At 72.8% G+C, this 19,436-nt stretch carries 16 protein-coding genes; 12 read left to right on the top strand and 4 right to left on the bottom strand.

Features of this window, described 5'->3' with window-relative positions:
• The first annotated feature begins 128 nt into the window (after positions 1 to 128).
• The 12 genes from FHU33_RS22165 to mnhG all read left to right on the top strand — a co-directional run bounded on the left by FHU33_RS22165 (position 129) and on the right by mnhG (position 14,238).
• Complete coding sequence (locus FHU33_RS22165; protein ID WP_170182629.1) at positions 129 to 725, top strand: winged helix-turn-helix domain-containing protein; 597 nt, start codon at positions 129 to 131, stop codon at positions 723 to 725.
• Positions 722 to 2,011 (top strand): MFS transporter, encoded by a 1,290-nt coding sequence (locus tag FHU33_RS22160; RefSeq protein ID WP_170182628.1) that lies wholly within the window; start codon positions 722 to 724, stop codon positions 2,009 to 2,011. Before FHU33_RS22165 ends, FHU33_RS22160 begins: the two co-directional genes overlap by 4 nt.
• A gap of 52 nt (positions 2,012 to 2,063) precedes the next feature.
• The gene (locus FHU33_RS22155) at positions 2,064 to 3,701 is read left to right on the top strand and encodes a circularly permuted type 2 ATP-grasp protein (RefSeq protein WP_142027733.1); all 1,638 of its coding nucleotides are present in this window, start codon (positions 2,064 to 2,066) and stop codon (positions 3,699 to 3,701) included.
• Positions 3,702 to 3,720: 19 nt separating this feature from the next.
• Positions 3,721 to 4,671, top strand: coding sequence for an alpha-E domain-containing protein (locus FHU33_RS22150; RefSeq protein ID WP_142027732.1), 951 nt, complete (start codon positions 3,721 to 3,723; stop codon positions 4,669 to 4,671).
• Positions 4,671 to 5,564, top strand: a complete 894-nt coding sequence (locus tag FHU33_RS22145) for a transglutaminase family protein (protein WP_142027731.1) — start codon at positions 4,671 to 4,673, stop codon at positions 5,562 to 5,564. Before FHU33_RS22150 ends, FHU33_RS22145 begins: the two co-directional genes overlap by 1 nt.
• Before the next feature lie 121 nt (positions 5,565 to 5,685).
• Entirely contained in the window at positions 5,686 to 7,506 is a 1,821-nt protein-coding gene (locus FHU33_RS22140) for an ABC-F family ATP-binding cassette domain-containing protein (RefSeq protein ID WP_142027730.1), read from the top strand.
• Positions 7,507 to 7,742: 236 nt separating this feature from the next.
• On the top strand, positions 7,743 to 10,628 hold the full coding sequence (locus FHU33_RS22135; RefSeq protein WP_142027729.1) for a Na+/H+ antiporter subunit A: 2,886 nt from the start codon (positions 7,743 to 7,745) through the stop codon (positions 10,626 to 10,628).
• Positions 10,625 to 11,152, top strand: coding sequence for a Na(+)/H(+) antiporter subunit C (locus tag FHU33_RS22130; RefSeq protein WP_142027728.1), 528 nt, complete (start codon positions 10,625 to 10,627; stop codon positions 11,150 to 11,152). Before FHU33_RS22135 ends, FHU33_RS22130 begins: the two co-directional genes overlap by 4 nt.
• A complete protein-coding gene (locus FHU33_RS22125; RefSeq protein ID WP_211355323.1) occupies positions 11,149 to 12,885 on the top strand; it encodes a Na+/H+ antiporter subunit D in 1,737 nt (578 codons plus the stop codon). The genes FHU33_RS22130 and FHU33_RS22125 overlap by 4 nt, the downstream gene beginning before the upstream one ends.
• Complete coding sequence (locus FHU33_RS22120) at positions 12,882 to 13,475, top strand: Na+/H+ antiporter subunit E (protein ID WP_142027727.1); 594 nt, start codon at positions 12,882 to 12,884, stop codon at positions 13,473 to 13,475. Before FHU33_RS22125 ends, FHU33_RS22120 begins: the two co-directional genes overlap by 4 nt.
• Positions 13,472 to 13,783, top strand: a complete 312-nt coding sequence (locus tag FHU33_RS22115; protein WP_142027726.1) for an MrpF/PhaF family protein — start codon at positions 13,472 to 13,474, stop codon at positions 13,781 to 13,783. Before FHU33_RS22120 ends, FHU33_RS22115 begins: the two co-directional genes overlap by 4 nt.
• 5 nt (positions 13,784 to 13,788) lie before the next feature.
• Positions 13,789 to 14,238 (top strand): monovalent cation/H(+) antiporter subunit G, encoded by a 450-nt coding sequence (mnhG, locus tag FHU33_RS22110; protein WP_170182682.1) that lies wholly within the window; start codon positions 13,789 to 13,791, stop codon positions 14,236 to 14,238.
• Here mnhG and FHU33_RS22105 read toward each other — a convergent pair.
• The 4 genes from FHU33_RS22105 to FHU33_RS22090 form a co-directional block, all read right to left on the bottom strand.
• Positions 14,226 to 14,954, bottom strand: a complete 729-nt coding sequence (locus tag FHU33_RS22105) for a VOC family protein (RefSeq protein WP_142027724.1) — start codon at positions 14,952 to 14,954, stop codon at positions 14,226 to 14,228. The two genes, mnhG and FHU33_RS22105, sit on opposite strands and share 13 nt — an antisense overlap.
• Before the next feature lie 40 nt (positions 14,955 to 14,994).
• On the bottom strand, positions 14,995 to 16,734 hold the full coding sequence (leuA, locus tag FHU33_RS22100) for a 2-isopropylmalate synthase (RefSeq protein WP_246064118.1): 1,740 nt from the start codon (positions 16,732 to 16,734) through the stop codon (positions 14,995 to 14,997).
• Between the two features lie 174 nt (positions 16,735 to 16,908).
• Positions 16,909 to 17,607, bottom strand: a complete 699-nt coding sequence (locus FHU33_RS22095; RefSeq protein ID WP_142027723.1) for a helix-turn-helix domain-containing protein — start codon at positions 17,605 to 17,607, stop codon at positions 16,909 to 16,911.
• A 187-nt stretch (positions 17,608 to 17,794) separates the two neighbouring features.
• Complete coding sequence (locus FHU33_RS22090) at positions 17,795 to 19,387, bottom strand: phospholipase D family protein (RefSeq protein WP_142027722.1); 1,593 nt, start codon at positions 19,385 to 19,387, stop codon at positions 17,795 to 17,797.
• Positions 19,388 to 19,436: the final 49 nt, after the last annotated feature.

Here is a 19,436-nt window from a genome sequence, read left to right as displayed (position 1 = left end):
AACTAATGAGGACTCTAACCCTGGCCGGCCCGGTTGTCTTCCCCTCGGACGCGACCAGATGGCCGATGTGGGTCACTTGATGCAAAGAACAGTTTGCAAAGAAATCTTTGCAAGCCTACGGTCTCCTCGTGCCCGTTGAACCGTTCATCGAGCCCGCCGTCCAGGTGACCGATGTGCGTGCCCTCCGCGCCCTCGCCCATCCCCTGCGCAACCGCCTGCTGGGCCACCTCCGGCTGCACGGCCCGTCGACGGCGAGCCAGCTCGGCCGGGCGGTCGGCGAGAGCAGCGGCTCGACCAGCTACCACCTGCGGCAGCTGGCGGCCTACGGCTTCGTCGAGGAGGACGAGGGACGCGGCAGCGCGCGGGAACGGTGGTGGCGGGCGCGGCACCGGATGACCAGCTGGCAGCGCTCCGGCATCGCCGCGCAGGAGGGGGGCGAGGAGGTCCAGGACGAGATGTCGCGCCTCCAGGCCGATCTGCACGGTCGGGTGCTGAGCACCTGGCACGTGCAGAAGAACCGGCTGGATCCGGCATGGGTGGGCGCGGCCTCGATGAGCGACTACGCCCTGCAGCTGCGCCCGGACCAGGCCCGCGCCCTCGCCGACGAGCTGGACGCCGTCGTCATGCGCTGGCTGGACGCGCATCCGGGGGACACCCCCGCCGAGGGCACCGAACTGGTTTTCGTGCTCAGCACCGTGGTCCCGGTGCAGGAGTGGCCGTCGTGAGCGCGCCGGCGACGGTCCGTTCGGCAACCCGCCGGCTGGTCGCCCTCACCGCACTGCGGTGGCTGCCGGTCGGCCTGACCACCCCGATCACCGTGCTGCTCGCCCAGGCGCGGGGGCTCTCCCTCGCCGACATCGGTCTGCTGTTCACGGTGCACGGGCTCGTCGTCCTCGCGCTGGAGCTGCCGACCGGCGGGCTGGCCGACGTCCTCGGCCGCCGCGTGGTCGTCGTCGCCGGAGCCCTGCTGCACCTGGTCTCGTGCGTGGTCTACGCGACCGCCACCAGCTTCGCCGGATTCCTCGCCGGCGTGCTGCTGCTCGGGCTCGGCCGCGCGCTGGATTCCGGCCCGGTCGAGGCCTGGTACGTCGACACCGTCCACGCCCTGGACCCGGGGGGCGACGTCGCGCCCGGGCTGGCCAGGCACTCCGCCGCCGACGGCGGCGGCCTGGCGGTGGGCGCCGTCGTCGGCGGCTTCCTCCCCGCCCTGCTCGGCGGGACGGACGGCGCCGCGCTCGCCGTGCCCTACGTCGCGGCGGCGGTCCTCGACGTCGTCTTCGTGGCGGCCGTCCTGCGGCTGCTCACCGAGGACCGCCCGCCGCGCGCGGGCCGCGTCGCCGCGGCGCTGGGCGCCGGCCTGCGGGCCGTGCCGGGCACGGTGGCCGGCGCGGTGCGGCTGTCGGTCACCGACGGCCCGATGCGCCTGGTCCTCCTGCTCACCGCCGTCGGCGGCCTCGGCCTGGTCGGCTGCGAGCTGCTCGGGCCGGTGCGGTTCGCCGAGCTGGCCGGAGGGGCCGACGGCGGCGCCGCGGTCTACGGCGTGGTGCTGGCGATCTCGTTCGCCGCGGCGGCGGTTGGGGCGATAGCGACCCCGGCGCTGCGCAGGCTGCTCGGCGGCTCCACGCGGACGACGTGCGTGGCGCTCTCGGTGCTCGGTGCCGGGGCGACGGCCCTGTTCGCGGGGCCCGATCTCCTGCTCGTCGCCGCGGCCGGCTTCGCGCTCTACTACGTCGCGCACGGTTCGAGCTGGCCGCTGCTCAGCGCGGTGCTGCACACGCGGGTTCCCGCGGAGGTGCGGGCGACCGCGGTCTCGGCGATGTCGCTGGCGATGGCCCTCGGTGGCGTCGTCGGCAATCTTGCTGTCCCCCGGCTGGCGGCGATGACCAGTGTGTCGACCGCGCTGCTGGTGATCGCCGCCGTCCTGGCGCTCGGTGCGGTCGCGTGCCTGTGGCTGCCGCACTCCACCCGCGACGAGGCCGCCGTGGCGGCCGGCAACCCCGCTCCGGTCTGACGCGCAGGGCTTCGCGACGCGCGGGAGGCAGGTCCTCACTAGGTTCGACCCCATGGCGGACCTCTTCGACGGCTACTCCCTCGGGGAGCAGTGGGACGAGATGTTCGCCCGCGCGGGCGAGCCGCGGGCGGCGTACGCGGGGCTGTTCGCGTCGCTGCAGCCCATGGCCGGCGAGGAACTGGCCGCCCGGGCCGACGTCCTCTCCCAGACCTACCGCGACGCGGGGGTCACCTTCGCCCACGCCGGCGAGGAGCAGCCCTTCCCGCTCGACATCGTGCCGCGGGTCATCGGTGCCGAGGAGTGGGCGGTCATCGAGCGCGGGGTCGCCCAGCGGGTGCACGCGCTGGAGGCATTCCTCGCCGACGTCTACGGCGCCGGTCAGGTGTTCGCCGACCGGGTGGTGCCGCGCAGCGTGGTGACCACCAGCGCGCACTTCCACCGGCAGGCGCACGGGCTGGTGCCGCCGAACGGCGTCCGGGTGCACGTCTCGGGCATCGACCTGGTGCGCGACGAGGCCGGCGACTTCCGGGTGCTCGAGGACAACCTGCGCTCGCCGTCGGGGGTCAGCTACGTCATCACCAACCGCGCCGCGATGAGCCAGGTACTGCCCGAGCTGTTCGCCGACCACCGCATCCAGCCGGTCGCCGATTACCCGAGCCGGCTGCTCGCCGCGCTCAAGGCGTCCGCGCCGTCGAACGTCGCCGACCCGACCGTCGTCGTCCTCACCCCCGGCGTCTACAACTCCGCCTACTTCGAGCACGCCCTGCTGGCCCGCCAGATGGGCGTGGAACTCGTGGAGGGCCGCGACCTGGTCTGCGCGGGCAACCACGTCAGCATGCGGACGACGGACGGTCAGCAGCGGGTCGACGTCATCTACCGCCGCATCGACGACGAGTTCCTCGACCCGGTGCACTTCCGGCCCGACTCGGTGATCGGCTGCGCCGGCGTGCTCAACGCCGCCCGCGCCGGCCGGGTGACCATCGCCAACGCCGTGGGCAACGGGGTCGCCGACGACAAGCTGCTCTACACGTGGGTGCCCGACCTGATCCGCTACTACCTGGGCGAGGAGCCGGTGCTGGCCAATGCCGACACCTACCGGCTCGACGAGCGCGACACCGTGGAGTGGGTGCTGGAGTCCCTCGACCAGTTGGTGCTCAAGCCGGTCGACGGGTCCGGCGGCAAGGGCATCGTCATCGGCCCGCGCGCGGACGAGACGACCCTGGACGACCTCGCGGTCAAGGTCCGGGCCCGGCCCCGCGACTGGATCGCCCAGAAGCCGATCGGCCTGTCCACCTGCCCGACGCTGATCGGTGGCCGCATCGCGCCGCGGCACGTGGACCTGCGGCCGTTCGCGATCAACGACGGCTCCACGGTGTGGGTGCTGCCGGGCGGGCTCACCCGGGTGGCGCTGCCCGAGGGAGAGCTGGTGGTCAACTCCAGCCAGGGCGGCGGGTCGAAGGACACCTGGGTGCTCAGCCCGCCGCGGCAGACGGCCGAGCCCGAACCGGAGCTCACCACCATCGAGTTCACCGCCGTCGACCTGCCCGAGGACCCGCCCGCGCAGGACCCGGGTCCGCTGAACGACACCGTCGTCGGCCAGGGGCAGCAGCAACAGCAAGGTGCATTTATGGCCATAACTGCCGCCGGCAGGGTGGCGCACGTCCGGCCGGAAGGGCAGTTATGGCCATAAACGCTGCTCGGGGGGCGTCGTGCTGAGCCGGATCGCCGAGTCGCTGTTCTGGATCGGCCGGTACGTGGAGCGCGCCGACGACACTGCCCGGATCCTCGACGTGCACACCCAGCGGCTGGTCGAGGACCCGTGGATCGACGAGCGCCGCGCCTGCGCGAACCTGCTGGCGCTCATGGGTGAGCCGGTGCCGGAGTCGGAGGCCGACACCGAGCGGGTGCTGGCCACCCTCGCGTTCGACCGCGCCAGCCCGAGCTCGATCGTCGGCGCGCTCTCGGCCGCGCGGGAGAACGCCCGCGGCGCGCGCGAGGTGCTCAGCGCCGAGATCTGGGAATCGCTCAACGTCACCCACAACGCGCTGCCGCAGCAGCGGACGATGGCCCGCCGGTACGGCCCGCACTCGCTGTTCCGGTTCGTCCGCGAGCGGTCGGCGATGGTGTTCGGCCTGGCCGACGCGACGATGAGCCGCGACGAGAGCTGGCTGTTCCTCATCCTGGGCCGCTCGCTGGAGCGGGTGGACATGACCAGCCGGATCATCTCCACCCGCATCCTGGCCGGGGACGCGGCGCCGTCCTGGACCCTGGTGCTGCGCTCGACCGGCGCCTACGAGCCCTACCTGCGCACCTACCGGGGGATGGTCAACAGCAGCCGGGCCGCGGAGTTCCTGCTGCTGGACCGGTTGTTCCCGCGCTCGGTGTTCGCGGCGCTGGAGCAGGCGGAGTCGTGCCTGGCCGAGCTGGAGCGCTCCACGGTCCGCGACGCCGCCCGCATCGGCGTGGCCGGTGAGGCGCACCGGATCGTCGGCCGCGCCCGCACCATGCTGGAGTTCATGAGCCCGCCCGAGCTGCTGGCCCAGCTGCCGTCGCGGCTGGAGGAGCTCCAGCGCACCTGCTCGGCGGCCAGCGCCGCGGTCACCCACCGCTTCTTCACCGAGCAGGCGCCGCAGGTGTGGGTGCCGGAGGAGGCCGGGTGATGTCGCAGGCGCAGACGTTCGAGCCGACGACGGCGGCGCGCCCGGCCGCGCACCGGTGGCGGCTGCAGGTCGTGCACCGCACCCGCTTCCACTACACCGGCCCGGTGCGCTCCAGCTACAACGAGGCGCGGCTGACGCCGGAGAGCAGCAACCGGCAGACGACGCTGCGCTCCAAGGTCGAGATCGAGCCGGTCGCGACCGCCTACGCCTACCGTGACTACTGGGGGTCCACGGTCACCGCGTTCGACCTGCACAGCCCGCATGCGGAGCTGGTGGTCACCGGGACGTCGATCGTGGAGGCCGGGCCCGAGCTCGGCGGCCACGACCGGGTGGGGTGGAGCGGGCTGCGCGCCCGCGAGGTGCGGCAGCAGTTCGGGGAGCTGCTCAGTCCGACGCCGCTCACCGCCATGGACGACGACGTGGTGGTCCAGGCGCGGACGGCGGTCGGCGAGACCCATCCGCACGAGGCCGGGCCGCTGATCTGCCGGTTCGTGCGCGACCACATGGACTACCTCTCCGGGTCGACGAACGTGAAGACCAACGCGATGCAGGCCTGGACCAAGGGTCAGGGCGTCTGCCAGGACATCTCGCACGTCACCGTCGGCCTGCTGCGCGCACTGGGGCTACCGGCGCGCTACGTCTCCGGCTACCTGCACCCGACTCCCGGCGCCGAGATCGGCCAGCCGGTCACCGGGGAGAGCCACGCCTGGGTGGAGTGGTGGGACGGCGGGTGGAACGCCTTCGACCCGACCAACTCCGTCGAGATCGGCACCCGGCACGTCACCCTCGGCCGGGGGCGCGACTACGGCGACGTCCCGCCGTTCAAGGGACTCTTCTCGGGGCCGAGGAGCGAGGGCCACACGGTGACGGTGGAGGTCACCCGTCTCGCCTGAAGAAGGACCGCCCTTCCCCCCACGCCTCGCGTGCTCGGCGCGGGTCCCAGAAGGGCGGCCGTTCCAGCCCCGTCACCAGCTCGCGGCGGGCCCGTTCAGGGGGCCGGTAATACTGGAGGCGATGAGCGCCCCCCTGAACCTGGTCAACCTCGAGCGGGTGCACAAGGCACACGGCACGACCGTGATCCTCGACGACGTCTCCCTCGGCGTCGCCGCCGGTGAACGGATCGGTGTCGTCGGCCGCAACGGCGGCGGCAAGAGCACGCTCCTGTCGCTGCTGACCGGCGCCGACGAGCCCGACTCCGGGCGGGTCACCCTCCGCGGCGACCTGGTGATGGGCGTGCTGGACCAGTCCGGCACCCTGCCCGAGGGGACGACGGTGCGCGACGTCGTCCTGCCGCCGTCGATGTTCGCCGCCGAGCACGAGTGGGCCGGTGACCCCGCCGTCCGCTCGGTGCTGACCGGCCTGGAGCTCGACCGGCTCGGCCTCGATGCGCCGGTCGCCCCCATGTCCGGTGGCGAGCGACGCAGGGTGGCACTGGCCGCGCAGCTGATCCGGCCGCTGGACCTGCTGGTCCTCGACGAGCCCACCAACCACCTCGACGTCGAGGGGGTCGCCTGGCTGGCCGAGTACGTGAAGCAGCGGGCCGGCGGCATGGTCGTGGTCACCCACGACCGGTGGTTCCTCGACGAGGTGTGCACCACGACGTGGGAGGTCGCCGACGGCAGCGTGCACGCCTACGACGGCGGCTACTCCGCCTACACGCTGGCGCGTGCGGAGCGGGCGCGGATCTCGGCGGTCACCGAGGAGCGCCGGCTCAACCTGGTCCGCAAGGAGCTGGCCTGGCTGCGCCGGGGCCCGCCGGCGCGGACCAGCAAGCCGAAGTTCCGCATCGAGGCCGCGCAGGCGCTGATCGCCGACGAGCCCCCGGCGCGCGACTCGATGGCGCTCAAGGGCTTCGCTGCGCGCCGGCTCGGCAAGACCGTCTACGACGTCGAGGACGTCGACTACGCCGTCCCCACCGACGACGGGTCGCGGACGCTGTTCGAGGACCTGACCTGGCACGTCGGCCCCGGCGACCGGATCGGCATCGTCGGCGTCAACGGCGCCGGCAAGACGTCGCTGCTCAAGCTGCTGGTCGGGGAGACGGAGCCCGACTCCGGCAGGGTCGTCGTCGGCCAGACCGTGGCGCCGGCCTATCTGTCCCAGCACGTCACCGAGCTGCCGCCGCGGGCTCGGGTGCTGGAGGCCGTGCAGGACGTGGCCCGCATCGCGCGGATCGGCAACCAGGAGATCTCGGCGTCGTCGCTGGCCGAGCGGTTCGGCTTCGCGGCCAACCGCCAGTGGACACCGGTCGGTGACCTCTCCGGTGGCGAGCGCCGCCGGCTGCAGCTGCTGCGCCTGCTCATGGCCGAGCCGAATGTGCTGGTGCTCGACGAGCCGACCAACGACTTGGACATCGACACCCTCACCGCGCTGGAGGACCTGCTCGACAGCTTCCCCGGCACGGTCCTGGTCGTCAGCCACGACAGGTACTTCGTCGACCGGGTCTGCGACAAGGTCGTCGCGCTGCTCGGCGACGGCACCCTGGCCGAGCTGCCCGGCGGGGTGGAGGAGTACCTCCGCCGTCGCGCCGCGGGCGGTGCTCCGTTGACGACGGCATCGGGCGACGGCGGGCCCCGGCCCGTCGGCGCGCCCTCGACCGCCGCGCCCGCGGTGTCGGCGGCCGAGGCGCGGGCGGCGAAGAAGGAGGCGGGCCGGCTGGAGCGGCGGATGCTCAAGCTGGACGCCGACGAGAAGAAGCTGCACGAGCAGCTCGCCGCCGCCGCCACCGACTACACGAGGGCCGCCGAGCTCGACGCCGAGCTCAAGGCCGTGCACGCGGAGAAGGAACAGGTCGAGAACGACTGGCTGGCCGCCACCGAGATCGCCGAAGGCTGACCCGGCGGATCGGCCTCCTCCCTCACCGTTCGGGGTCCTCCCTCATCGTCGACCGTGAGGGAGGACCCCTGATGACCAGGTCACCTGATCATCATCAGGCGGTCGCGTTCGCCTACGAGAGCGGGCTGGTCACGCCGGGCGGCCGCTGACGCCTGACCGGTAATCTGGGAGCACCGCCGCCGGTGTCTCCCCGACGTCTGTGGTCGTCCCCGAGCCCTTTTGACTCCCGGAGACCCGTGCTCGCAGTTCTGCTCCTCCACCTGGTGGCCGCCGTGCTGGCGCCCGTTGGGGTGCGGTGGTGGGGGCGGAACGCGTTCCTCGTGCTGGCCCTGGTGCCCACCGCCGGCTTCGTCTGGGTGCTGACCCGGCTGGCGGCGGTGACCGGGGGTGGAGAGGTCACCGAGAGCGTCCCCTGGGTGCCGGCGCTGAACCTCGACGTGGCCCTGCGGCTGGACGCCCTGTCGCTCACGTTCGCGCTGCTGGTCACCGGTGTGGGCGCCCTGGTGCTCGTCTACTGCGCGCGGTACTTCGAGCCCGACGACGAGGGAACCGCCCGGTTCGCCGGGAACCTCACGGCGTTCGCCGGCTCGATGCTGGGCCTGGTCCTGGCCGACGACCTGCTGATGCTCTACGTGTTCTGGGAGCTCACCACCGTCTTCTCCTTCCTGCTCATCGGCGGTGCGGGGACGAAGCTGGCCGCACGGCGGGCGGCCAGCCAGGCGCTGATCCTCACCACGGCCGGCGGGCTGGCCATGCTGGTCGGCCTGATCATGCTGGGCGAGACCAGCGGCAGCTACCTGCTGTCGGAGGTCGTCGCCGATCCGGGCAGCGGCCCGCTCCTGGTCGCGGGGACGATGCTCGTCCTGGCGGGCGCGCTGACCAAGTCGGCGATGATCCCGTTCCACTTCTGGCTGCCGGCCGCCATGGAGGCGCCGACACCGGTCAGCGCCTACCTGCACGCCGCCGCGATGGTGAAGGCGGGCATCTACCTGGTGGCCCGGCTCGCGCCCGGTTTCGCCGAGGTGCCCGGGTGGCGGCCGGTGGTCCTCGGGCTCGGCCTCGCGACGATGCTGGTCGGCGGCTACCGGGCCCTGCGGCAGAGCGACCTGAAGCTCCTCCTGGCGTTCGGCACCGTCAGCCAGCTGGGCTTCCTCATGGTGCTCGTCGGCGGCGGCAGCCGGGAGCTGGCCGCCGCCGGGTTGGCGATGACGCTCGCGCACGCCCTGTTCAAGTCCACGCTCTTCCTCACCGTCGGCGTCATCGACCACGCGACCGGAGTCCGCGACCTGCGCAGGTTGTCCGGTCTGGGACGGCGGCTGCCGGCACTCGCCGCGATCGGTGGGCTGGCAGGGGCCTCCATGGCCGGGCTGCCGCCCCTGCTGGGTTTCGTCGGCAAGGAGGCGGCTTTCACCGCGCTGTGGGACGGCGGGCTGCCCGACCGCACCGCCGCCGTCGTCGTCCTCGTCGGCCTGGTGCTCGGCTCGGTCCTCACGGCCGGCTACACCGCCCGCTTCCTCTGGGGTGCCTTCGCCCGCAAGCCGGGCCTCGACCCGACCGAGCCTGCCGAGCTGATCCACCCGCCGCGGGCGCTCTTCCTCGCCGCCCCCGCGGCGCTGGCCCTCACCGGCCTGCTGGCCGGGCCGTTCAGCCCGCTGCTGGAGCCGCTGGTCGCCGGGTACGCCGACACCATGCCGCTGCTGGCACCGGAGGCGGAGAAGCTGGCGCTGTGGCACGGCCTGCAGCCGGCCCTGCTGCTGTCGGCTCTCACCCTGGTCGGCGGCGCCCTCCTCTTCCTCGCCCGGACGGCGGTCTTCCGGACCCAGCGGCGGCTGGCCGTCGGCGCCTCCGCGGACGAGGGCTACTGGAACACCCTGCAGACCCTCGACCGCCTGGCCGTCCTGGTGACCGGGACGACGCAGCGCGGCTCGCTGCCGGCCTACCTCGGCACGATCCTGGTCGTCGTGCTGGCCCTCCCCGGAACGGTGCTGCTGTTCCGGGCACCCTGGCCGGGCGAGTGGCGGGCGTGGGACAGCCCGATCCAGGCGCTGGTCGGCGCGGTCGCGCTCATCGCCGCCGGGCTGGCGCTGCGCATCCACCAGCGGCTGTCCGCGGTGCTGGTCGTCGGCGTCACCGGCTACGCGCTCGCGGTGCTCTTCGCCCTGCACGGTGCCCCCGACCTGGCCCTCACCCAGTTCCTGGTCGAGACGCTGACCCTGGTCGTCTTCGTGCTGGTGCTGCGGAAGCTGCCCAAGGACATCACCGAGCGGCACCGGCCCCGGGAGCGGGCCGGCCGGGGCGTGATCGCCGTCGCCGTGGGGGCCCTGATGGCGGCGGCCGGCGCCGTGGCGATGAGCGCGCGCACCGCGACGCCGGTCTCGGTGGACTACCCGGAGGCCGCCTACGAGTTCGGCGGCGGGCAGAACATCGTCAACGTCACCCTGGTCGACATCCGCGCCTGGGACACCCTCGGCGAGATCTCGTTGCTCGTCGTCGCCGCCACGGGGGTGGCCAGCCTCGTGTTCCTGCGCCGGCGGACCGGTGCCGTCGACCGCCTGGACCCCGTGCAGCTGGCGCAGCAGGAGCGCCGCTCCGCGCGGGCGCCCCGCGGCCAGTGGCTGTCCGCCTCGGCGGCGCTGAGACCCGAGCGGCGCTCGGTGATCCTCGAGGTCATCACCAGGATCCTGTTCCACACCATCCTGGTCTTCTCGGTCTTCCTCCTGTTCAGCGGTCACAACGAACCCGGCGGAGGCTTCGCCGGTGGCCTCGTCGCGGGACTGGCGCTGGTGCTGCGCTACCTGGCCGGCGGCCGCTACGAACTCGGGGAGGCCGCCCCGGTCGATCCCGGCCTGCTGCTCGGCGTCGGCCTGCTGTTCTCCGGCGGCACCGGCGTCGTCGGGCTGGCGCTGGGCGCCGAGGTCCTCCAGACGGCGATCCTGGAGACCACGCTGCCGGTGCTCGGCGACGTCAAGCTGGTCACCTCGCTGTTCTTCGACATGGGGGTCTACCTCATCGTCGTGGGGCTGGTGCTCGACATCCTGCGCAGCCTCGGCGCCGAGCTGGACCGCGAGGCCGACGAGGACGACCCGATCGACGCCACGCCCGGAGAGGTGATCGCCCGATGACGCCCACCGTCGTCCTGCCGGTGATCATCGGCGGCCTGTACGCCGCCGGGGTCTACCTGCTGCTCGACCGGAGCCTCACCCGCGTGCTGCTGGGCTTCCTGCTCCTGGGCAACGCGACCAACCTGCTGCTGCTGTCCGCCGGCGGCCCCGCCGGCCTGGCGCCGATCCTGGGGTACGCCGAGCCGGAGGAGATGAGCGATCCGCTGCCGCAGGCGCTGATCCTGACCGCGATCGTCATCACCTTCGGCATCGCGGCGTTCGTGCTGGCGATCATCTACCGGTCCTGGCGTCTGGTGCGGCAGGAGGTGATCGAGGTGGACGAGGAGGACCGCCGGGTCGCCCGCCGGTCGGACACCGACGCCGACGACATCGATCCCGACGACCTGGCGCCCGACGACCGGCCGGCCATGCACGCCGACACCTTCGCCGCCGACAACGAGGTCGAGCGCGGCCTGGCGCGGCAGTACTCCGGCATCCCGTCCGACGACGTCGACCTCCCGCCGACCCGGCGGAGAAACCGGTGATCCGCGTCCTCACGCCCCTGCCGGTGCTGCTGCCGCTGCTCGGCGCGGCGGCCGCGCTGCTGGTCGGCGGCCGGCACCCGCGGGTGCAGCGGACGCTGAGCATCGTGGTGCTGGGCGCCGTGCTCACCGTGTCGGTCGCGCTGTTGCTGATCGCCGACGCCGACGGTGCGGACGCCATCTCCGTCGGGGGGTGGCCGGTGCCGCTGGGCATCGTGCTGGTCGTCGACCGGTTGTCGGCGCTGATGCTCGTCGTCGCCGCGACCGTGGCCCTCGGGGTGCTGATCTTCGCCGTGGGCCAGGGTGCGGCCGACGGCGACGAGGAGACGCCGATCTCGATCTTCCACCCGACGTTCCTGGTGCTGATCGCCGGTGTGGCCAACGCCTTCCTGGCCGGCGATCTGTTCAACCTCTACGTCGGCTTCGAGATCCTGCTGACCGCGAGCTACGTCCTGCTGACGCTCGGGGGATCGGCGGCGCGCATCCGGGCCGGCATCACCTACATCATCGTGAGCCTGCTGAGCTCCCTGCTGTTCCTCGCCGCGATCGGCCTGGTGTACGGCGCCACCGGCACGGTGAACATGGCGCAGCTGGCCGTGCGCCTGGCGGAGCTCCCCGAGGGCACCCAGCTGCTGCTCCAGTCGATGCTGCTGATCGCCTTCTCCATCAAGGCGGCGGTATTCCCCCTGTCGGCGTGGCTGCCCGACAGCTACCCGACCGCGCCGGCCCCGGTCACCGCGGTGTTCGCCGGCCTGCTGACCAAGGTCGGCGTCTACGCGATCATCCGCACGCAGACGCTGCTGTTCCCCGGCGGCGTGCTGGACCAGGTGCTGATGTGGGCTGCGCTGGCGACCATGCTGATCGGCATCCTGGGCGCGGTCGCGCAGACCGACATCCGCCGGATCCTGTCCTTCACGCTGGTCAGCCACATCGGTTACATGGTGTTCGGCATCTCGCTGGCCTCGCAGGCGGGCCTGGCCGGGGCGATCTTCTACGTCGTCCACCACATCGCCATCCAGACGACGCTGTTCCTCGTCGCCGGCCTCGTCGAGCGACAGGGCGGCTCGACCGCCGTCGACCGGCTCGGCGGGCTGGCGACGGCGTCCCCCCTGCTGGCGATCCTGTTCTTCGTCCCGGCGATGAACCTGGCGGGGATCCCACCGTTCTCCGGGTTCATCGGGAAGCTCGGCCTGCTCCAGGCGGGCATCGCCGACGGCGGGTGGCTGCCGATCGTCCTGGTGGGCGGCGGAGCCGTGACCAGCCTGCTGACCCTGCTGGCCATCTCCCGCGTCTGGGGCCGGGCCTTCTGGCGGCCCGCGACCCAGGCCCCGGCCGATGACACGGACGACGCCGCGGCGGCCGACGCCGGCCCGGACCTCTCACCCGGACCGGAGCCCGACCCGGCCGAGCAGCACCAGCCGGCGGGGGAGAAGGAGCCGGCCGCCGCCCTCGACGGCCGCGCCGAGGCCCGGCGGGCGGCCTGGGAGCGGCACACCGCCGTCGCGACGGCGACCACGCCGGTCACGGACGGACTCGGCGACGAGGCCGCGCGGGAGCGGCCGCTGCGACCGCTGCCGCGGGTGATGGTCGGGTCCGCCGCCGCGATGGTGGCGGTGACGGTCGGGCTGACCGCCGTGGCCGGGCCGCTGTACGGGGTGGCCGAGCGGGCTGCCGGGGATCTCCGGGACCGGAGCCCCTATCTCTCGGCGGTCTTGGGCGGGGAGGACCTGCCGTGACCGGCGACGCGGTCACCCCGGGATTCGGGCACCGGTTGCGGCACCAGTTGCCCCTCCTCGTCTGGCTGGTTCTGGTCTGGAACCTGCTGTGGGGCACCTGGTCGTGGGCGAACCTGCTCGGTGGCATCGCCCTCGCGCTCGCGGTCACCTGGCTGCTGCCGCTGCCCCCGGTGGTCGGTGGCACCCGGGTCCGCCCCGTGGCCCTCCTGGTCTTCCTGGGTCACTTCCTCGTCGACCTGGTCAGCTCCGGTGCCCTCGTCGCCTGGCAGACCATCCGGCCGCGCGGCATCGACCGGAGCGCGATCATCCGGGTGCAGATGCGCACCGACTCCGACCTGCTGCTGACCATCCTGTCCGAGTCGGTCACCCTGGTGCCCGGCTCGATGGTGCTCGACCTGGACCGCGAGCGGCGCATTCTCGCGCTGCACATCCTGCACGTGCGGGACGAGGACGACGTCGAGCGGCAGCGGGCGTCCGTCCTGGCCGAGGAGGAGCGGGTCGTGCGGGCCTTCGGGACGGCGGACGAGGTCGCGGCGCTCGGTCTCGCGCCCGGGGAGCCGGTCCGCGGGGCGGGACAGAGGACGCCGTGACCGTCGTCGACTGGCTGGTCTACGGGATGCTCGGCGGCGGGGCGTTGCTGGCGCTGGTCCGGCTGGGCCGCGGGCCGTCGCTGCTGGACCGGGTGGTGGCCACCGACACGCTGCTCGTCATCATCTCGGCGGGGCTGGCCGTCTACGCCGGGCTGGAGCGGGACCCGACCGTCGTCCCCGTGCTCGTGGTCGTGTCCCTGCTGGCCTTCGTCGGTTCGGTCTCGGTCGCCCGCTACATCGGCGGGATGCTCGTGCACGCGACGCCGGGCGAGGGCCGCGACGACCGGTTGGGCGGTGCGGACACGTGAGCGCGATGTCCGCCGTCGGCGACGCGATCGCCGTCGTCCTGCTGCTGCTGGGTGCGTTCCTCTGCCTCACGGCGGGCCTGGGCCTGGTGCGCTTCCCGGACGTCCTCACCCGGATGCACGCCGGGACCAAGCCCCAGGTGCTGGGCGTCCTGCTGATCATGGTGGGGGCGGCCATCCGGCTCCAGGGCTGGTCGGCCACCTGGATGCTGCTGCTCGTGGCGGCGTTCCAGATGCTCACGGCTCCGGTGAGCGCGCACATGATCAGCCGGGTCGCCTACCGCCGCCGACACGTGCGCCGGGACCGGTTGCTGGTCGACGAGCTGAACACCGGTGGCGACGTGCGGGACAGCGTCTACCGCGGCGACGAGCCGGCCGACGCGCCGCCGGAGCTGCCGGCCGAGGCGCTCGCCGAGAGCCGCAGGGAGGACCGGGAGGCGGGGCCTCAGGACAGCTGACCGAGCCAGAACGGCAGGCCCTGGTCGTCGCGGCAGAGGGCCGACAGCCCGTAGGACTGCCGCGCTATCTCGCCGGCCCGGCCTCCGGCGGTACGGACGGCGGCCACCGCCACCTCGATGTCGTCGACGACGTACATCGGGACAGTGCCGGGCTCGCTGCTGCCGCCGCCGATCCCGACCATCGGGGTCTGCTCCTGGGTCTCCCAGCCGTCGTCCACCCGGCCGGGGCTCAGCGACCAGCCCAGCACCGCCTCGTAGAAGTCACGGGCGCGGGCACCGTCGGGCACCTGCAGCGTCAGGTACACCGCGTCGCCGGGCTTCGGGGCGGGGGTGGCGGTGGTCGGGGCGCTCTGGAGCAGCCAGCGGTGGCCGTAGGGGTCCGCGATCACGCCGGTGCGGCCGTAGGGGGCGTCGGTCGCCGGACGCTCGACGGTCGCCCCGGCGTCCTCGGCGCGGGCCATCGCGGCGTCGACGTCGGGCACCGAGAGGTGCAGCGATACCGGCGGCTTGCCGTCTCCCGGCCCGTCGAGGCCGTACTCCGGGTAGGGGTCGGCGAGATAGAGGGTCGCGCCGGCCACCTCGAGCTCGGCGTGGCCGATGCGGTCGCCGTCGAGGTAGGGGTCGCCGACGGTGTGCGCACCGAAGGCCTCGGCGTACCAGTTGATGGCGGCGCGGGCGTCGCGGACGACGAGGTAGGGGATCAGCTGCGCGGTCACGGCGCGATCTTCCCGCGCCGTGACCGTCGCCGCTGCACTTCTAGCGCTGGGCCCGGTTGACCGCCGAGACGACCGCCCGCAGCGATGCGCTCACGATGTTGGGGTCGATGCCCACGCCCCAGAGGACGCGGTCGCCGACTGCGCACTCCACATAGGCAGCCGCCTGGGCGTCGCCGCCGGCGGACATGGCGTGCTCGGCGTAGTCCAGGACGCGGACGTCGACGTCGAGGCTCTTCAGCGCGTCGACGAACGCCGCGATCGGGCCGTTGCCGCGACCCTCGATCGTCACCGGGACGCCGTCGTCGACCAGCTCGACGACCATCTCGTCGACCGTGTCGCCGTGCGCGGTGTGCCGGTGGCCGGCGAGGGAGAAGCGACCCCAGGGCGCCCCCGGGTCCGGCAGGTACTCGTTGCTGAAGGCCGCCCACATCTGCGCGGCGGTGACCTCGCCGCCCTCGTCGTCGGTGTGTTGCTGGATGACGGCGCTGAACTCGATCTGCAGCCGGCGCGGCAGGTCCAGGTGGTTCTCGGTCTTCATGATGTAGGCGACGCCGCCCTTGCCCGACTGGCTGTTCACCCGGATCACGGCCTCGTAGCTACGGCCGACGTCCTTGGGGTCGATCGGCAGGTAGGGGACCGCCCACGGCATCTCGGCCACGGTCGTCCCGGCTACCTGCGCGTCGGCCTCCAGCGCCTTGAAGCCCTTGTTGATGGCATCCTGGTGGGAACCGGAGAAGGCGGTGTAGACCAGGTCGCCGCCGTAGGGGTGCCGCTCGTGCACGCCCAGCTGGTTGCAGTACTCGACGGTGCGGCGGATCTCGTCGATGTCGGAGAAGTCGATCTGCGGGTCGATGCCCTGGCTGAACAGGTTGAGGCCGAGGGTGACCAGGTCGACGTTGCCGGTGCGCTCGCCGTTGCCGAACAGGCAGCCCTCGATGCGGTCGGCGCCGGCGCGGTAGCCCAGCTCGGCGGCGGCGACGGCGGTGCCGCGGTCGTTGTGCGGGTGCAGGCTGAGGACGACGGAGTTCCGCCGGCCCAGGTTGCGGTGCATCCACTCGATCTGGTCGGCGTAGACGGTCGGCTCGGCCATCTCGACGGTCGCCGGCAGGTTGATGATCGTCGGCCGGTCGGGGGTGGGCTCCCAGACGTCGGTGACGGCGTCGCAGACCTCCACGGCGAAGTCGAGCTCGGTGCCGGTGAAGGACTCGGGGGAGTACTCGAAGAGGATCTCCGTGTCCCCCATCTGCTCGGCCAGCTTGCGCACGATCTGGGCGCCGTGGACGGCGATGTCGACGATCCCGGCGCGGTCGGAGCCGAAGACCACTCGCCGCTGCAGGGTGCTGGTCGAGTTGTAGAGGTGCACGATCGCCTGCCGGGCGCCCCGCAACGACTCGTAGGTGCGCTCGATCAGCTCGTCCCGGGCCTGGGTCAGCACCTGGATGGTGACGTCGTCGGGAACCAGGTCGTCCTCGATGAGCTGCCGGACGAAGTCGAAGTCGGTCTGGCTCGCGGCCGGGAAGCCGACCTCGATCTCCTTGTAGCCCATCCGCACGAGCAGCTCGAACATCCGCCGCTTGCGGTCGGGCGTCATCGGGTCGATCAGTGCCTGGTTGCCGTCCCGGAGGTCGACGGCGCACCAGCGGGGGGCGGCGGTCGTGACCTTCTCCGGCCAGGTGCGGTCGGCCAGCACCACGGGGGTGAAGGGGGCGTAGCGGTGGATCGGCATCCGCGAGGGCTGCTGCGGATTGCGTACGTGGGGGTGCTGCGGGTTGGTGCTCACGGTCTCGGGCTCCTCTGGCGCGGGCTGGACTCAGCTCCGGTGGGGCGGTCAGCAGGCGCCGGGAACGCACTCGGTCACGGCAGATCACCGCGGCGAGGGGGCCGACCTAGGAGAGGGCCTCGCCGCGGCTCATAAGCAGGAGGCTGCCGCGCACGCCCCCACGGTAGCAGCGGATCACGCCAGGTCGCAGGAACACGGGCAGTCCTCGGCGTGCACGGGTGGGCCGCTCCGGTCGTCCAGCTCGTCGCACCGGGGCGGGCAGGTGCAGGTGAACACGTCCCCACGGCCGGCGACCTCGCCGGCCAGGTAGCGACGCTCGCGCTCCTCCGTCCGCCTGCGCCACTGTTCCGCCCGACGTCTGGCGGCGCGCTCCTCCGGCGCATCTCCGGGCTGGGGGAGCAGGTGGTCGTCTGCCCGCCCCGTGGTGCGGCGCCCGGGGCCCTCCCGCGTGCGGCGCCGGTCGAAGGTGTAGGTCGGCCGGTCCAGACGCGGCCGGTGGTCCCACCGCGAGCTACGTTCCTCGCTCAGCATGGTGTCGAGGTGCGCCGGGAAGCGGCGGCCGCCCCGGTCCCGGACGGCACCGGGATGCATGCCCCCCACCTCGTCGCCGTGGTCGTCCAGCAGAGCGATCCGCAGCCCAGCGAGACCGGCGGCGCGAGCCAACGCCGTGACGGGCAGGTCGCGCGTGCCCGCCTCGGCGTGCGCGACAGCGGAGACACTCAGCCCGGCCGCCGCTGCGAGCTGTCGCTGTGAGACGTCGGCTATCCGCCGGATGCGGCGCAGTACGCCGCAAAGATCGAAGACGTCCGCCACGGACATGAGGATCCGGCCGGCCAGTGGTCGGTAGAGGTCCACGGACTGGTCTGTGGACACCGCCCGTCTCGGTGGATGTAGTGCTCTGGACAGTCGGTCTCTGCTTACCCCTGGAAGCAGAGACCGAGCGTGCGCGGCACACCTCGCCCGAACGCTCGGCTTCTGCTTACGAGGCGATGCAGAGGCCGATGGTGCTCGGAAGACCGTGGGGAACCGGCGGCGTGGGGCGGCTGGTCGGGCAGTGACGTCAGAAGCTCTTCCGCAGACGCAGCCTGAGAGGGCGGCCGTCGGGGTCGACCAGGAGTCGGTAGACGGGGGTAGCCCACAGCAGGGTGAGCCGAGAGAGCTTCTCCGGCCGGTGCGGCCGCAGCCGGCCGGGCGGGCGAGGTCCCCGCCGGCCGCCCTCGTGCCAGGCCTCCAGCGCGGTGGCCCGCTCCGCCAGCGTGGTGACAAAACATTCGGGGGCCAGCACGGCGTGGTCCTCACCGCCGTCCTCGGCGAGGTCCAGGTGCTCGCGGACCAGGTGCAGCCGTAGGTCCCGGGCGAACACGCGGGCGTCCTCGCCGGTCCCGGCCGGGTCGCGCGGTTCCCTCGAATCGAGGGTGGTGTCGAGCACGGCGGAGGAGAGCTCGCTGTCGTGCGTCCACGAACGTCGGTTGAAGTTGTCGCTGCCCACGCTGGCCCACACGTCGTCGATCACGCAGACCTTGGCGTGCACGTAGACCGGCGTCCCCGCGTGGTTCTCCACGTCGAAGACGTGCACGCGGTCCCGGCCGGCGCGCTGGCACATCTCGATCGCCTGTCGGCGTCCCACGTGCTGCGGGCGCTCCCCGAATGCGTTCTCCTGGTCGGGCACGCGCGGCACCACGACCACCAGGTGCAGGTCCGGCTGGTCGGTGAGTGCATCGGCGAACAGCTGGGCGACCTCGGAGGACCACAGGTACTGGTCCTCCAGGTAGATCAGCCGTCGCGCCCGCTTGACCGCCTTCGAGTAGCCCCGGGCGATCGACCTCTCTCCCCGTGGGGCGAAGTCGTAGGCCGGCCGGATCGCGGGATAGGTGCGCAGGGTCTGCACCAGATGCGGGCCGCACTCCGGGGGCGGCGGCAACTGCGGCGGCAACGGCGGCGGGTCCAGCCGCGCGTGCCGGAACCGGTCCACCATGTACGCGAGGGGGTTCCCGGAGTCGGCGTTGGTCGGGTCCTCCCAGCGCTCGCGGAACACCGTGTCCAGCGCGTGCACCGCCGGCCCGCGAACCTGCAGTTGGACGTCGTGCCAGGGCGGGCGTTCACCGTAGGCGCGCGCCATCGCGAGTGTCTGCGGGTCGCCGCCGTGCGCGGCGTCGTCCCGCCGGCTGTGGCAGAGATCGATGCCGCCGGCGAAGGCGACGTCCCGCCGGGGATCGTCGTGGTGGCGGAGGACGACGAACTTCTGGTGGTGGCTGCCGCCACGGCGTACCCGCTGGTCCAGGACCACCTGCCCGCCGTCCTTCTCGACCTCCCGGTCCAGAGCCCGGTTCTCGTCCGCACTGAACGTCAGCGCGTCGATGTGCGACCGCCAGACGAGGCCACGCACGACGACGCCGCGGTGCAGCGCACGTTCGAACAGCTCGGCCACCGTCGGTCCGTCCTCGCGCAGCCGCTCGTCGGGATCGCCCCGCCAGTCGGTGAAGAACAGGTGGTCGCCCTCGTCGAGCGCATCGACCTCCTGGACCAGCCGGTCGAAGTAGGCGACGCCGTGGAACAGCGGTTCCGCGAGGTTGCCGGCCGTCCACGCGGGCAGCGCTGTGGCGGGGTTGCCGCGCTCCTCGGCCGTGAGGAGCCACTGCTCGGGGTCGTCCATCCCATGATCACAACGCGGTCGTGCCGGGGACGCAACCACCGGTGCTCCG

Origin of the sequence: Blastococcus colisei (genome assembly GCF_006717095.1) — a bacterium.
GTDB classification, from domain to species: Bacteria; Actinomycetota; Actinomycetes; order Mycobacteriales; family Geodermatophilaceae; genus Blastococcus_B; species Blastococcus_B colisei.
This window is presented reverse-complemented; position numbering and strand designations above follow the sequence as displayed.

Excerpts from the sequence above, each read along its gene's own strand:
- FHU33_RS22155 (WP_142027733.1), top strand. The coding sequence starts at position 2,064 with ATGGCGGACCTCTTCGACGGCTACTCCCTCGGGGAGCAGTGGGACGAG.
- FHU33_RS22145 (WP_142027731.1), top strand. The coding sequence starts at position 4,671 with ATGTCGCAGGCGCAGACGTTCGAGCCGACGACGGCGGCGCGCCCGGCC.
- FHU33_RS22140 (WP_142027730.1), top strand. The coding sequence starts at position 5,686 with ATGAGCGCCCCCCTGAACCTGGTCAACCTCGAGCGGGTGCACAAGGCA.
- FHU33_RS22130 (WP_142027728.1), top strand. The coding sequence starts at position 10,625 with ATGACGCCCACCGTCGTCCTGCCGGTGATCATCGGCGGCCTGTACGCC.
- mnhG (WP_170182682.1), top strand. The coding sequence starts at position 13,789 with ATGTCCGCCGTCGGCGACGCGATCGCCGTCGTCCTGCTGCTGCTGGGT.
- FHU33_RS22090 (WP_142027722.1), bottom strand. The coding sequence starts at position 19,387 with ATGGACGACCCCGAGCAGTGGCTCCTCACGGCCGAGGAGCGCGGCAAC.